Raw genomic sequence first — 13,103 nt, 5'->3', positions numbered from 1 at the left:
TTTCGGCCACAGTTGAAACCCCTTTCGGCAGGGGCGTGACAAGCGAAATCCTGTACTCCGCCAGGCACACTCCGGCGCGACCGAAACGCTCCGTGAAGGCCGTGGGGGGCTTTGCGGGGCCTGGCGGTCGGTCGCACCGGGAAGCGCCGACGTGCCTGGCGGATAGGCGGCAGGCGGCGGACGGGTGGGGATCCGTCCGCCGCCTGGCGCCGTAATGACTTCGTTGAATATTCGCGAAACCCGGTCCGGGTGAGGCGCACGGGGCATCACGGGGCTTCCGGGGGCTTCCGGAGGGCTTCCGAATAGATGGAAGCGCCCGCCCCCGGCAGTCAGGGAACCGGGGGCGGGCGCTGTCGGTGGGGCCGGGCTCAGCGGCTGTCGGAGCCCTTGGCCTCGGCGGCGGCACGGCCGGCCTCCAGGCGCGCCACCGGGATCCGGAACGGCGAGCAGGAGACGTAGTCGAGGCCGACCTCGTGGAAGAAGTGCACGGACTCCGGGTCGCCGCCGTGCTCGCCGCAGACGCCGAGCTTGAGGTCGGGGCGGGTGGCCCGGCCCTGCTTCACCGCGTGGCGCACGAGCGAGCCGACGCCGTCCTTGTCGATGGTCTCGAAGGGCGAGACCCCGAAGATGCCCTTCTCCAGGTAGGCGGTGAAGAAGCTGGCCTCGACGTCGTCGCGGGAGAAGCCCCACACCGTCTGGGTCAGGTCGTTCGTGCCGAAGGAGAAGAACTGCGCGGCCTCGGCGATCTGGGCGGCGGTCAGCGCGGCGCGCGGCAGCTCGATCATCGTGCCGACCGACAGCTTGAGGCTGGTGCCGGTGGCGGCCTCGACCTCGGCGATGATCGCGTCGGCCTCCTCGCGGACGATCTCCAGCTCCTGCACGGTGCCCACGAGCGGGACCATGATCTCGGCGCGCGGGTCGCCCTTGGCGTTCTTGCGCTCGGCGGCGGCCTCGGCGATCGCCCGGACCTGCATGGCGAACAGACCGGGGATGACCAGGCCCAGGCGGACGCCGCGCAGACCCAGCATCGGGTTCTGCTCGTGCAGCTTGTGCACGGCCTGGAGCAGGCGCAGGTCGTTCTCGTTGGCGTCCTGGCGGGACTCGGCGAGGGCGACGCGCACCGACAGCTCGGTGATGTCGGGCAGGAACTCGTGCAGCGGCGGGTCCAGGAGGCGGACGGTGACGGGCAGGCCGTCCATCGCCTCGAACAGCTCGACGAAGTCCTTCTTCTGCAGCGGCAGGAGGGCACTGAGTGCCTCCTCGCGCTCCGAGTCGGTGTCCGCGAGGATCAGGCGCTCGACCATCTCGCGGCGCTCGCCGAGGAACATGTGCTCGGTGCGGCACAGGCCGATGCCCTGGGCGCCGAAGCGGCGGGCGCGCAACGCGTCCTCGGCGTTGTCGGCGTTGGCGCGCACCCGCAGGCGGCGGACGCGGTCCGCGTAGGCCATGATCCGGTGCACGGCGCCGACGAGCTCGTCGGCGTCGTCGGCACCGGCGTGCATGCGGCCCTCGAAGTACTCGACGACCGGGGACGGTACGACGGGCACCTCGCCGAGGTAGACCTTGCCGGTCGAGCCGTCGATGGAGACGACGTCGCCCTCTTCGATGACCTGCCCGCCGACCGTCATCCGGCGGCGCTTGGTGTCGACGTCGAGGTCCTCGGCGCCGCAGACGCAGGTCTTGCCCATGCCGCGGGCGACGACGGCGGCGTGCGAGGTCTTGCCGCCGCGCGAGGTCAGGATGCCCTCGGAGGCGATCATGCCGTCGAGGTCGTCGGGGTTGGTCTCGCGGCGGATCAGGATGACCTTCTCGCCGGAGCGGGACCACTTGACGGCCGTGTAGGAGTCGAAGACGGCCTTGCCGACCGCCGCGCCCGGGGAGGCGGCGATGCCGCGGCCCAGGAGGGTGGTCTTGGCGTCCTCGTCGAAGCGCGGGAACATCAGCTGCGCCAGCTGGTGGCCGGTGACGCGCTGGAGGGCCTCTGCCTCGCTGATCAGGCCCTGGTCCACGAGCTGGGTGGCGATGCGGAAGGCGGCGCCGGCGGTGCGCTTGCCGACGCGGGTCTGGAGCATCCACAGCTGGCCGCGCTCGATGGTGAACTCGATGTCGCAGAGATCCTTGTAGTGGGTCTCCAGCTTCGTCATGATCGCCATGAGCTGGTCGTACGAGGCCTTGTCGATGGCCTCCAGGTCCGCGAGCGGGACGGTGTTGCGGATGCCCGCGACGACGTCCTCGCCCTGGGCGTTCTGCAGGTAGTCGCCGTAGACGCCGGCGTGGCCGCTGGCGGGGTCGCGGGTGAAGGCGACGCCGGTGCCGGAGTCGGGGCCGAGGTTGCCGAAGACCATCGAGCAGATGTTGACCGCGGTGCCCAGGTCGCTCGGGATGCGCTCCTGGCGGCGGTAGAGCTTGGCGCGGTCGGTGTTCCAGGAGTTGAAGACGGCCTCGACGGCGAGGTCGAGCTGCTCGCGGGCGTCCTGCGGGAACTCGCGGCCGGCCTCCTTCGCGACGATCTTCTTGAAGGCCTTGACCAGCTTCTTGAGGTCGGCGGCGTCGAGGTCGGTGTCGACGGTGACCTTCTTGGCGGCCTTGGCCGCGTCCAGGGCGTCCTCGAAGAGCTCGCCCTCGACGTCCAGGACGGTCTTGCCGAACATCTGGATGAGGCGGCGGTAGGAGTCCCACGCGAAGCGCTCGTTGTCGGCCTGGGCGGCGAGGCCGACCACGGACTCGTCGGAGAGGCCGATGTTGAGGACCGTGTCCATCATGCCGGGCATGGAGAACTTGGCGCCGGAGCGCACGGAGACCAGGAGCGGGTCGTCCGACTGGCCGAGCTTCTTGCCCATCTTCGCTTCGAGGGCGGCGAGGTGCGCGCTGACCTCGTCGCGCAGCGCGGCCGGGGCCGTGCCGCTCTCGAGGTAGACCTTGCAGGCCTCGGTGGTGATGGTGAAGCCGGGGGGGACCGGGAGACCGAGGTTGGTCATCTCGGCGAGGTTGGCCCCCTTGCCGCCGAGGAGGTCCTTGAGGTCCCGGTTGCCCTCGGTGAAGTCGTAGACGAACTTCTGATCTTTGTTTTCCGACACGGGTCTCGACTCCTCGAGGACTCGGGTGGCTGCCCTGACGGCCAGGAACATACCCAGATCGAAGGCTTATCGGTACGTCCACTTGGCGGTCATGGGGCCGTAACCACCCGTGCGCCACCGTATCGAAAGTAACCGGTCGGTAATGAGAACGTCCGAACAGCGTTCACATCCCGAAGGGTGAGGGGCCCAGAAAGGCTTGATCCCGCTCGGATGAGCGATCATCGATACATTTGCGTTCAAGTCTTGAACGCACAAAGGGTGGCACCCAGTGCCACCCTTTGGAAGTCTTACCCGTGACTTACGCGCTCATCTGAGCGAAACCTCTCCCATGCGTGGCGTATATCACGCGCCACGCAGGGCGTTTTGTCAGCCTCCGGACGTGTCCAGCTCGGCGTCCTCACTCACACCGGCGCAGTCGTACGGATCCTTCAGCCAGCCGTCCGGCAGGACAACCCGGTTGTTTCCGGACGTCCGGCCCCGCGGGCCGTCCGCACTCTCGGGCCACGGCTGGTCCAGGTCGAGCTCGCTCAGATGAGCATCCAGCTCGGCCAGGGACGAGACGACCGCCAGCTTCCCGCGCATCTCGGACCCGACCGAGAACCCCTTGAGGTACCAGGCCACGTGCTTACGGAAGTCGATCACCCCGCGGGCCTCGTCGCCGATCCACTCCCCCAGCAGCTGCGCGTGGCGCAGCATGGTGCGCTTGACCTCGCGCAGCACCGGCTTGTGGAAGTCCTCGGGACGGCCCTCGAACGCCGCGACCAGGTCGTTGAAGAGCCAGGGCCGGCCCAGGCAGCCGCGCCCCACGACCACGCCGTCGCAGCCGGTCTCGCGGACCATGCGCAGCGCGTCCTCGGCGCACCAGATGTCGCCGTTGCCGAGCACCGGGATCTCCGGCACGTGCTCCTTGAGGCGGGCGATGGCCTCCCAGTCGGCGGTGCCGCCGTAGTGCTGGGCGGTGGTGCGGCCGTGCAGGGCGATGGCGGTCACGCCCTCCTCGACGGCGATCCGGCCGGCGTCGAGGTAGGTGAGGTGGTCGTCGTCGATGCCCTTGCGCATCTTCATGGTCACCGGCAGGTCGCCGGCGCCCGCGACGGCCTCGCGGAGGATGGCGCGCAGCAGGTGGCGCTTGTAGGGCAGGGCGGAGCCGCCGCCCTTGCGGGTCACCTTGGGGACCGGGCAGCCGAAGTTGAGGTCGATGTGGTCGGCGCGGTCCTCCTCGACGATCATGCGAACCGCCTTGCCGACCGTCACGGGGTCCACCCCGTACAGCTGAATCGACCGCGGCTTTTCGGTCTCGTCGAAGTGGATCAGCTGCATGGTCTTCTCGTTGCGCTCGACCAGGGCGCGGGTCGTGATCATCTCGCTCACGAACAGCCCCTTGCCGCCCGAGAACTCGCGGCAGAGGGTCCGGAAGGGGGCGTTGGTGATGCCGGCCATCGGCGCGAGCACCACCGGGGGCTGCACGGTGTGCGGGCCGATCGCGAGGGGGGCGGGGAGCGTGGTCATCCCCCCATTGTCCCGCAGCGCCGTTGCCTACTTATTCGTACGATCGGCGGTATGCATCACATGAGTGGCGTGGATCACGCGGGCCGCCGGCACCGCCTGCTCGTCCTGGCGGTCTGCTGCATGAGCCTGCTGATCGTCAGCCTGGACAACACCGTCCTGAACGTGGCCCTGCCGGCGATGCGCCGCGAGTTCGACGCCTCGGTCTCGGGGATGCAGTGGACCATCGACGCCTACACGCTGGTCATCGCCTCGCTGCTGATACTGGCCGGGTCAACCGCGGACCGGATCGGGCGGCGCAAGGTCTTCGCCTGGGGGCTGGTGCTGTTCACGGCGGGGTCGGTGCTGTGCTCCCTGGCGCCCGGCCTCCACTGGCTCATCGCCTTCCGGATGGTCCAGGCCGTCGGCGGGGCGATGCTCAACCCCGTCGCCATGTCGATCATCACCAACACCTTCACCGACCCCAAGGAGCGCGCCCGCGCCATCGGCGTCTGGGGTGCGGTGGTCGGCATCTCCATGGCCGCCGGACCGCTGGTCGGCGGCCTGCTGGTGGACTCGGTGGGCTGGCGGTCCATCTTCTGGGTCAACCTCCCCGTCGGGCTGGTCGCCCTGGCGCTGACCCTGCGCTTCGTGCCGGAGTCCCGGTCCGAGCGTCCGCGCCGGCCGGATCCGGTGGGGCAGCTGCTGGTCGTGGTGCTGCTGGGCGGGATGACGTACGCGATCATCGAGGCGCCGGCCCAGGGCTGGAGCTCGCCGCCGATCCTCGGGTGCGCGCTGGGCGCGGCCGCCGCGCTGGGCGGGCTCCTGTTCTACGAGCGCCGGCGGACCGACCCGCTGATCGACCCCCGGTTCTTCCGCAGCGCCCCCTTCAGCGGGGCGACCGTGATCGCGGTGAGTACCTTCGCCTCGCTCTCCGGGTTCCTCTTCCTGACCACCCTCTACCTCCAGGAGGTGCGGGGGCTGAACGCCCTGGACGCGGGGCTGCACATGCTGCCGATGGCCCTCTTCGCCTTCCTGTGCGCGCCGGTCTCGGGACGGCTGGTCGCCAACCACGGGCCCCGGCCGTCGCTGCTGGTGTCCGGGGTGGCCATGGGGGCCAGCGGGGTGCTCTTCGCGGCGTTCTCGGCGGAGACCTCCACGCCGCTGATGTTCACCGGGTACGTGCTCTTCGGCATCGGCTTCGGGCTGGTCAACGCCCCGATCACCAACACGGCGCTGTCCGGGATGCCGCGCAGCCAGGCGGGGGTGGCGGCCGCGGTGGCCTCCACCAGCCGGCAGACCGGCGGGGCGCTCGGCGTGGCCGTCATAGGAGCGGTGCTGGCCGCCGGGACGGCGGGCGGGGCGGACTTCGCGACGGCGGCCCGGCCCGCCTGGTGGATCATCACCGGCTGCGCGTTCCTGGTGCTCGTCGTGGGCGCCGTCACCACCGGCCCGTGGGCCCGTGCCACCGCGCTGCGCACGGCCCGGGCGCTCGAACCGTCGCCGCCCGCCCCCGCCGCCTCCGCCCAGACGGGGCAGGCTCCCGGTCCCCGCAGGGACGGCGGGATGCCCCCGGCCCCGGGACCCGCCCCGGCGGGCTGATCCGCCGCCTCGACGGGCGTCCTGCCGATGCGCCGTCCCGGGGTCCCGTCGACCCAACGAGTGACAGATATTGAAATCTGTCAGCCGTCATGCCATTCTCGTTCCATGACCACGCACGAGAACACCTCCGCGTCCCCCGCCGCCTCCTCCACCACCACCGCCCGCCGGCTCGGAGCCACCGGGCCGTCCGTCTTCCCCCTGGGGCTGGGCTGCATGGGCATGTCCGCCCTCTACGGCGGGGCCGACCGGGCCGAGTCCCTGGCGACGATCCACGCCTTCCTGGAAGCCGCCCCCGCGGGCATGAACACGCTCCTGGACACCGGCGACTTCTACGGCATGGGCCACAACGAGCTGCTGATCAACGAAGCCCTGCGCACCGCTCCCACCGCGGCCCGCGAGCAGGCCCTGACCAGCGTCAAGTTCGGCGCCCTGCGGACCGTCGAGGGCGGGTTCACCGGGTACGACGGGCGGCCCGAGGCCGTGAAGAACTTCCTGGCCTACTCGCTCCAGCGGCTCGGCCGGGACCACATCGACATCTACCGGATCGCCCGCGTGGACCCGGACGTCCCCATCGAGGAAACCGTCGGCGCCATCGCCGAGGCCGTGCAGGCCGGGCACGTCCGGCACATCGGCCTCTCCGAGGTCGGCGCGGACACCCTGCGCCGGGCCGCGGCGGTGGCCCCGATCTCGGACCTCCAGATCGAGTACTCGCTGATCTCGCGCGGCATCGAGGACCGGATCCTGCCGACCGCCCGGGAGCTCGGCATAGGCGTGACGGCGTACGGGGTGCTGTCCCGGGGCCTGATCAGCGGGCACTTCAGCCGCGACCGCGCACTGGCGCCCGGCGACTTCCGCGGGATGAGCCCCCGCTTCCAGGGCGAGAACCTGGACCACAACCTCGACCTGGTCGAGGCCCTGCGCAAGGTGGCCGGGGAGAAGGGGGTGAGCGTCGCCCAGATCGCGATCGCCTGGGTGCTCGCCCAGGGCCCGCGCCGCGGCGTCGACATCGTGCCGCTGGTGGGCGCCCGCCGACGGGACCGGCTGGCCGAGGCGCTGGGTGCGATGGAGGTCGGGCTGACCGGGGCCGACCTGGCCGCCATCGAGGCCGCGGTCCCCGCCGGGGCCGCTTCCGGCGACCGGTATCCGGCGGCGCAGATGGCCCACCTCGACAGCGAGCACTGAGCTGACGGTACGGTCGTACCCATGCCCTCCGCTGCTGCCGAGCCCCTGACCCCCGAGCGCATCCTCGAAACCACCGAGGAGGTGCTGCGCCGCTTCGGCCCCACCAAGGCGACCGTGGTGGACGTGGCGCGCGCCCTGGGCGTCAGCCACGGCAGCGTGTACCGGCACTTCCCCTCGAAGGCGGCGCTGCGCGAGGCCGTCACGGACCGCTGGCTCGCCAAGAGCGTGGTCATGCTGGAGGGAATCGCCTCGGCGCCGGGCGAGGCCGCCCCCTCCAAGCTGGAGTCCTGGCTGGAGGCCCTCTTCGAGGCCAAGCGCCACAAGGCGGGCGACGACCCGGAGCTGTTCGCGACGTACACGGTGCTGCTCGCCGAGAACAGCGGGGTGGTCGACACCCACCTGACGGAGCTGATCGACCAGCTGACCCGGATCATCGCCGAGGGCGTCGCCGCCGGCACCCTGGCCGCACCCGACGTGCCGGCCGCCGCGCGCGCCGTCTTCGACGCCACCGGCCGGTTCCATGACCCCCAGTACGTGGCGGAGTGGCTCTCCCCCACGATCATCACGGAGTTCGAGGCGGTCGTCGCGCTCGTCATCCGGGGCCTGCGCGCCTGAACGGGCACGGTTCCGCGCCCCGTTGAGCGGAGTGAGGCGCTCCGGACGGTTTGGCGATCATTTTGAGCCGTGTCGACTTGTACATGCCAGCCACAGTTCCTTACGGTCCCCTTACCGCACTACTCAGGCACGTTCCAGGGGGAACCTTGTCCACGGCAGCAGTACAGCCCTCGCCTCCCGCCCGCTCCGGCGGAGCCGCAGCCATCGGCTTGATCCTGACCATCGCGCTCAGCGTGGTGGCGCCGATCGTCACCTACAACGCCCTCGTCGACGACCACGGCTGGAGCGAGGCCTCGGCACTGCTCGTCAGCGGCGCCTGGCCGGTGCTCGACAGCGCCATCATGGTGGCCTGGCGGCGCAAGCTGGACGAGTTCGCCATCGTCACGCTGGTGTTCCTGGCGATCACCGCCGCCGTCTCCCTGATCGGCGCGAACTCCACCCGGGCCCTGCTCGTCAAGGACTCCGCCGTGACGGGGCTGTTCGGGCTCCTGTGCCTGGCCACGCTGCTCGCGCCGCGGCCGCTGATGTTCTACTTCGGCCGGAAGTTCGGCACGGACGGCACCCCGGCGGGCGTGGCGTACTACAACGGCCTGTGGCAGTTCGAGGGCTTCCGCAACGCCCAGCGCCGCATGACCCTGGTCTGGGGCGTGGTCTACCTGATCGAGGCGGCGGTCCGGATCGCCCTGTCGTACGTCCTGGACACCTCCACCATGGTGACCATCAGCCCGTTCATGATCTACGGCACGCTCGGCGGGCTGGCCCTCTGGACGATCCGCTTCGTCAAGCGGACCAAGGCCGAGGGCGAGAGGCGGGCCGCCGCGAACGCCGCCGCGGCCGCACGGGCCGAGGGCTCCGCGGTCTGACCGCCGCGAACGGGGAAAGGCCGGTGGCCCGGTGCGCGGATCGCGCACCGGGCCACCGGCCTTTCAGCGGGAACTAGCAGCCCAGCAGACGGCTGCCGAGGTAGGCCTGGATCTGGTCCAGGGAGACGCGCTCCTGCTTCATGGTGTCGCGCTCGCGCACGGTCACCGCGTTGTCGTCGAGGGTGTCGAAGTCGACGGTGACGCAGAACGGCGTACCGATCTCGTCCTGGCGGCGGTAGCGGCGGCCGATGGCGCCCGCGTCGTCGAACTCGATGTTCCAGTTCTTGCGCAGGTCGGCGGCCAGGCCCTTGGCCTTCGGCGACAGCTGCGGGTTGCGGGACAGCGGCAGGACGGCGACCTTGATCGGGGCCAGGCGCGGGTCGAAGCGCATCACGGTGCGCTTCTCCATGACGCCCTTGGCGTTCGGGGCCTCGTCCTCGACGTACGCGTCGAGCATGAAGGCGAGCATGGCGCGGTTGACACCGGCCGCCGGCTCGATGACGAACGGGGTGTAGCGCTCGCCGGCCTCCTGGTCGAAGTAGGTCAGGTCGGTGCCGGAGGCGGCGGAGTGCGCCTTCAGGTCGTAGTCCGTGCGGTTCGCGACGCCCTCGAGCTCGGAGAACTCACTGCCACCGAAGTTGAAGCGGTACTCGATGTCGGCGGTGCGCTTCGAGTAGTGGGACAGCTTCTCCTTCGGGTGCTCGTACCAGCGCATGTTCTCCTCGCGCATGCCCAGGCCGCGGTACCAGTTCCACCGCTCCTGCATCCAGTACTCCTGCCACTGCTCGTCCTCGCCCGGCTTGACGAAGAACTCCATCTCCATCTGCTCGAACTCGCGCGTGCGGAAGATGAAGTTGCCCGGCGTGATCTCGTTGCGGAAGGACTTGCCCATCTGCGCGATGCCGAACGGGGGCTTGCGGCGCGAGGTGGTCTGGACGTGGGCGAAGTTGGTGAAGATGCCCTGGGCGGTCTCGGGGCGCAGGTACGCCTTCGAGCCGGTGTCCTGGGTCGGGCCGAGGTGGGTCTCCAGCATGCCGGAGAACTGCTTCGGCTCGGTGAACTGGCCCTTCACGCCGCAGTGCGGGCAGTTGATGTCGGCGAGGCCGTTCTCGGGGAGGCGGCCGTGCTTGGCCTCGTAGGCCTCTTCGAGGTGGTCCGCGCGGTGACGCTTGTGGCAGGCGGTGCACTCGGTCAGCGGGTCCGAGAAGGTCGCGACGTGGCCGGAGGCCACCCAGACCTCGGGGGCCAGGATCACCGAGGAGTCGAGACCGACGATGTCCTCACGCCCGGTGACCATCGCCTTCCACCACTGGCGCTTGATGTTCTCCTTGAGCTCGACACCCAGCGGACCGTAGTCCCAGGCAGCCCTGGAGCCGCCGTAGATGTCACTGCAAGGGAAAACGAAGCCACGGCGCTTGCTCAGGCTGACGATGGTTTCGATCTTGTCGGCGGCCACGGTGCTCTCTTCATTACGAGGACGAACGGCGAAGGCTTTAGGTTACCGGCGCCCGCACCCCCCACTTCAAGTCGGTACCCCTCTTCCAGCATGCGCGCAGACCCCTCCACCCGGCCTTTTGACAACGGTTTCCATCTTTGATGAAAATGGATGTCATGAACGTACGACGCCTCATACCCACCGCCGCGCTCGCCGGTGCCGTCGCCCTCGCCGCGACGGCCCTCACCGCCTGTTCCGGGGCGGGAGCGGCGGGCGCGGACGAGGACGGCAGGCTCGCCGTCACGGCGTCGTTCTACCCCCTCCAGTTCCTCGCCGAGCGGATCGGCGGGGACCACGTGAAGGTCACCACGCTGACCAAGCCGGGCGTCGAACCGCACGACCTGGACATCACCCCCCGGCAGACCGGCCAGCTGGGCGACTCGGACGTCGTCCTCTACCTCAAGGGCCTCCAGCCCGCCGTCGACAAGGCAATAGCCCAGTCCGGCGTGAAGAACACCGTGGACGCGGCCTCCCTCACCCGGCTCGAGGTGCACGGCACCTCCGGCGAGGAGGACCACGACCACGCCGCCGAGGAGCACGACCACGGCCACGACCACGGGGAGGCCGGCGAGGACCCCCACGTCTGGCTCGACCCGGTCAAGTACGCGGAGATCGCCAAGGGCTTCGGCGCCGCACTGGAGAAGACCGACCCGGACCACGCGGCCGACTACCGCAAGAACACCGACGGGCTCGTGGCCGAACTGGGCGCACTGGACACCGAGTTCAAGGAGGGCCTGCGGAACACGGCCTCCAGGACCTTCATCACCACCCATTCCGCTTTCGGCTACCTCGCCGAGCGCTACGGCCTCGACCAGGAGGGCATCTCCGGCGTCGACCCCGAGGCCGAACCCAGCCCGGCCCGGATGAAGGACCTCCAGGCCGTCGCGAGGAAGGACAATGTCACCACCGTGTTCTTCGAGGCCCTGGCCAGCGACAAGACGGCCAAGACCCTCGCCCGGGACACGGGGCTGCGGACCGACGTCCTCGACCCCCTCGAGGGGATCACCGAGAAGTCGCAGGGCGCCGACTACTTCGAGGTCATGCGCTCCAACCTGAAGAACCTCCAGAAGGCCCTCGGAACCAAGTGATGACAGCAGCAACGGAGGCGCGAGCCATGCAGTCAACGCCCCGACCGGCGGACGACGACCAGACCGTCATATCCCTGCGCGGGGCCACGGCCTCGCTCGGCTCCCGGCCCGTGCTGCGCGGGGTCGACCTCGCCGTCCGCCGGGGCGAGGTGGTCGCCCTGCTCGGCGCCAACGGCTCCGGCAAGTCCACGGCCGTGCGCGCCGTGGTCGGGCAGGTCCCGCTCACCGGCGGCGGCCTGAGCCTCTTCGGCACCGACTTCAGGCGCTTCCGGCAGTGGTCGCGCATCGGGTACGTCCCCCAGCGCACCACCGCCGCCAGCGGCGTCCCGGCCACCGTCCGGGAGGTCGTCTCCGCCGGCCGGCTCGCCCGCTCCCGCTTCGGGATCCTGCGCAGGGCCGACAGGGCCGCCGTCGAGCGGGCCCTGGCCCTCGTCGACATGGACGCGTACGCCGACGCCTCGGTCAACGCCCTCTCCGGCGGACAGCACCAGCGCGTGCTCATCGCCCGGGCACTGGCCGTCGAACCCGAGCTGCTGATCATGGACGAGCCGATGGCCGGCGTGGACCTGGCCAACCAGGAGGTCCTCGCGAACGCCCTGCGCGAGCAGGTCGCCGCCGGCACCACCGTCCTGCTCGTCCTCCACGAGCTGGGTCCGCTGGAGCCCCTGATCGGCCGCGCCGTCGTCCTGCGCGACGGCTGCGTCGTCCACGACGGCCCGCCGCCGGAGGCCGTCGGGCAGCACGCCCTCCCCGGCCACGACCACGTACACCCCCACGCGGCGCACGACGCCGAGCCCCTGCGGACGGGACTGCTGAGCTGATGGAAATCCTGCACCAAGCCTTCATGCAGCGGGCGCTGATCGCCGCCGCCCTGGTGGGCATCACCGCGCCCGCGATCGGCACGTACCTGGTCCAGCGCCGCCAGGCGGTCATGGGCGACGGCATCGGCCACGTCGCCATGACCGGTGTCGCCCTGGGCTTCCTGCTCAACACCAGCCCGGTCTGGATGGCCACCCTCGTCGCGGTCGTCGGCGCCGTCGGCATGGAGCTGATCCGCTCCCGCGGCAAGACCAGCGGCGACATCGCGCTCGCCATGCTCTTCTACGGCGGCCTGGCCGGCGGCGTCATGATCATCAACCTGGCCCCGGGCGGCTCCACCGCCAACCTGAGCAGCTACCTCTTCGGCTCGATCAGCTTCGTCTCGCCCGAGGACGTCACCGCGGTGGTGGTCCTGGCCGCCTTCGTCATCGCCGTCACCGTCGGCCTGCGCCGCCAGCTGTTCGCGATCAGCCAGGACGAGGAGTTCGCCCGCGTCACCGGCCTGCCGGTGCGGGCGCTGAACCTCCTGATGGCCGTCACGGCCGCCGTCACGGTCACCGTGGCCATGCGCATCGTGGGCCTGCTGCTGGTCAGCGCCATGATGGTGATCCCCGTCGCGGCCGCCCAGCGGGTCACCCGCGGCTTCGCCGCGACCCTGTCGCTGGCGATGGGGATCGGCGTGGTGGTCTCGCTCAGCGGTACGGCCGCCACCTACTACATCGACGCGCCGTCCGGCGCGACGATCGTGCTGCTCGCGATCGCCGTCTTCGTGGCGACCACGGCCCTGTCCGCGCCCGTGGCCCGGCGCCGGGCCAGGGCCGTGCGGGCCGCCGAGGAGCTCTGCACCCAGGACGACGTGAAGGTCTAGGAGGACCGG

At 70.5% G+C, this 13,103-nt stretch carries 10 protein-coding genes; 7 read left to right on the top strand and 3 right to left on the bottom strand.

Annotation, left to right across the window (positions count from 1 at the left end; genetic code table 11):
• Window positions 1-368: 368 nt before the first annotated feature.
• Together ppdK and dusB are read right to left on the bottom strand one after the other, a co-directional pair.
• Complete coding sequence (gene ppdK / locus AB0469_RS21905) at window positions 369-3,077, bottom strand: pyruvate, phosphate dikinase (RefSeq protein ID WP_366453089.1); 2,709 nt, start codon at window positions 3,075-3,077, stop codon at window positions 369-371.
• Between the two features lie 366 nt (window positions 3,078-3,443).
• Window positions 3,444-4,586 (bottom strand): tRNA dihydrouridine synthase DusB, encoded by a 1,143-nt coding sequence (gene dusB / locus AB0469_RS21900; RefSeq protein ID WP_366453088.1) that lies wholly within the window; start codon window positions 4,584-4,586, stop codon window positions 3,444-3,446.
• Between the two features lie 51 nt (window positions 4,587-4,637).
• Here dusB and AB0469_RS21895 point away from each other — a divergent pair, with 51 nt between their 5' ends.
• The 4 genes from AB0469_RS21895 to AB0469_RS21880 all read left to right on the top strand — a co-directional run bounded on the left by AB0469_RS21895 (window position 4,638) and on the right by AB0469_RS21880 (window position 8,824).
• Window positions 4,638-6,164, top strand: coding sequence for an MFS transporter (locus AB0469_RS21895; RefSeq protein ID WP_366453087.1), 1,527 nt, complete (start codon window positions 4,638-4,640; stop codon window positions 6,162-6,164).
• Window positions 6,165-6,269: 105 nt separating this feature from the next.
• Window positions 6,270-7,346 (top strand): aldo/keto reductase, encoded by a 1,077-nt coding sequence (locus AB0469_RS21890; RefSeq protein ID WP_366453086.1) that lies wholly within the window; start codon window positions 6,270-6,272, stop codon window positions 7,344-7,346.
• 21 nt (window positions 7,347-7,367) lie between these two features.
• Window positions 7,368-7,961 carry a TetR family transcriptional regulator gene (locus AB0469_RS21885; RefSeq protein ID WP_366453085.1) on the top strand — a complete coding sequence of 198 codons (594 nt, stop codon included), beginning with the start codon at window positions 7,368-7,370 and terminating at the stop codon, window positions 7,959-7,961.
• 146 nt (window positions 7,962-8,107) lie between these two features.
• Window positions 8,108-8,824 carry a VC0807 family protein gene (locus AB0469_RS21880; RefSeq protein WP_366453084.1) on the top strand — a complete coding sequence of 239 codons (717 nt, stop codon included), beginning with the start codon at window positions 8,108-8,110 and terminating at the stop codon, window positions 8,822-8,824.
• A 73-nt stretch (window positions 8,825-8,897) separates the two neighbouring features.
• Here AB0469_RS21880 and AB0469_RS21875 read toward each other — a convergent pair whose 3' ends face one another.
• The gene (locus tag AB0469_RS21875; RefSeq protein ID WP_366453083.1) at window positions 8,898-10,280 is read right to left on the bottom strand and encodes a glycine--tRNA ligase; all 1,383 of its coding nucleotides are present in this window, start codon (window positions 10,278-10,280) and stop codon (window positions 8,898-8,900) included.
• 155 nt (window positions 10,281-10,435) lie between these two features.
• Between AB0469_RS21875 and AB0469_RS21870 the strand changes: the two genes are divergently transcribed.
• From AB0469_RS21870 to AB0469_RS21860, 3 genes are read left to right on the top strand one after another with little or no spacing between them, the layout of a single operon-like run.
• Complete coding sequence (locus tag AB0469_RS21870; protein WP_366453082.1) at window positions 10,436-11,407, top strand: metal ABC transporter substrate-binding protein; 972 nt, start codon at window positions 10,436-10,438, stop codon at window positions 11,405-11,407.
• A gap of 26 nt (window positions 11,408-11,433) precedes the next feature.
• Complete coding sequence (locus tag AB0469_RS21865) at window positions 11,434-12,228, top strand: metal ABC transporter ATP-binding protein (protein WP_366453081.1); 795 nt, start codon at window positions 11,434-11,436, stop codon at window positions 12,226-12,228.
• Window positions 12,228-13,094: a metal ABC transporter permease gene (locus AB0469_RS21860; protein ID WP_366453080.1), complete on the top strand. Its 867-nt coding sequence runs from the start codon at window positions 12,228-12,230 to the stop codon at window positions 13,092-13,094. Before AB0469_RS21865 ends, AB0469_RS21860 begins: the two co-directional genes overlap by 1 nt.
• The last annotated feature ends 9 nt before the right edge of the window (window positions 13,095-13,103 follow it).

The organism is Streptomyces sp. NPDC093801 (assembly GCF_040701585.1).
Lineage (GTDB): Bacteria > Actinomycetota > Actinomycetes > Streptomycetales > Streptomycetaceae > Streptomyces.
The sequence above is the reverse complement of the archived record's forward strand: the minus strand, read 5'-3'. Positions and strand labels throughout refer to the sequence as shown.

Bases quoted from the DNA above. Each gene is read 5' to 3' on its own strand.
- dusB (WP_366453088.1), bottom strand. From the start codon at position 4,586: ATGACCACGCTCCCCGCCCCCCTCGCGATCGGCCCGCACACCGTGCAG.
- AB0469_RS21895 (WP_366453087.1), top strand. From the start codon at position 4,638: ATGCATCACATGAGTGGCGTGGATCACGCGGGCCGCCGGCACCGCCTG.
- AB0469_RS21890 (WP_366453086.1), top strand. From the start codon at position 6,270: ATGACCACGCACGAGAACACCTCCGCGTCCCCCGCCGCCTCCTCCACC.
- AB0469_RS21885 (WP_366453085.1), top strand. From the start codon at position 7,368: ATGCCCTCCGCTGCTGCCGAGCCCCTGACCCCCGAGCGCATCCTCGAA.
- AB0469_RS21870 (WP_366453082.1), top strand. From the start codon at position 10,436: ATGAACGTACGACGCCTCATACCCACCGCCGCGCTCGCCGGTGCCGTC.
- AB0469_RS21865 (WP_366453081.1), top strand. From the start codon at position 11,434: ATGCAGTCAACGCCCCGACCGGCGGACGACGACCAGACCGTCATATCC.
- AB0469_RS21860 (WP_366453080.1), top strand. From the start codon at position 12,228: ATGGAAATCCTGCACCAAGCCTTCATGCAGCGGGCGCTGATCGCCGCC.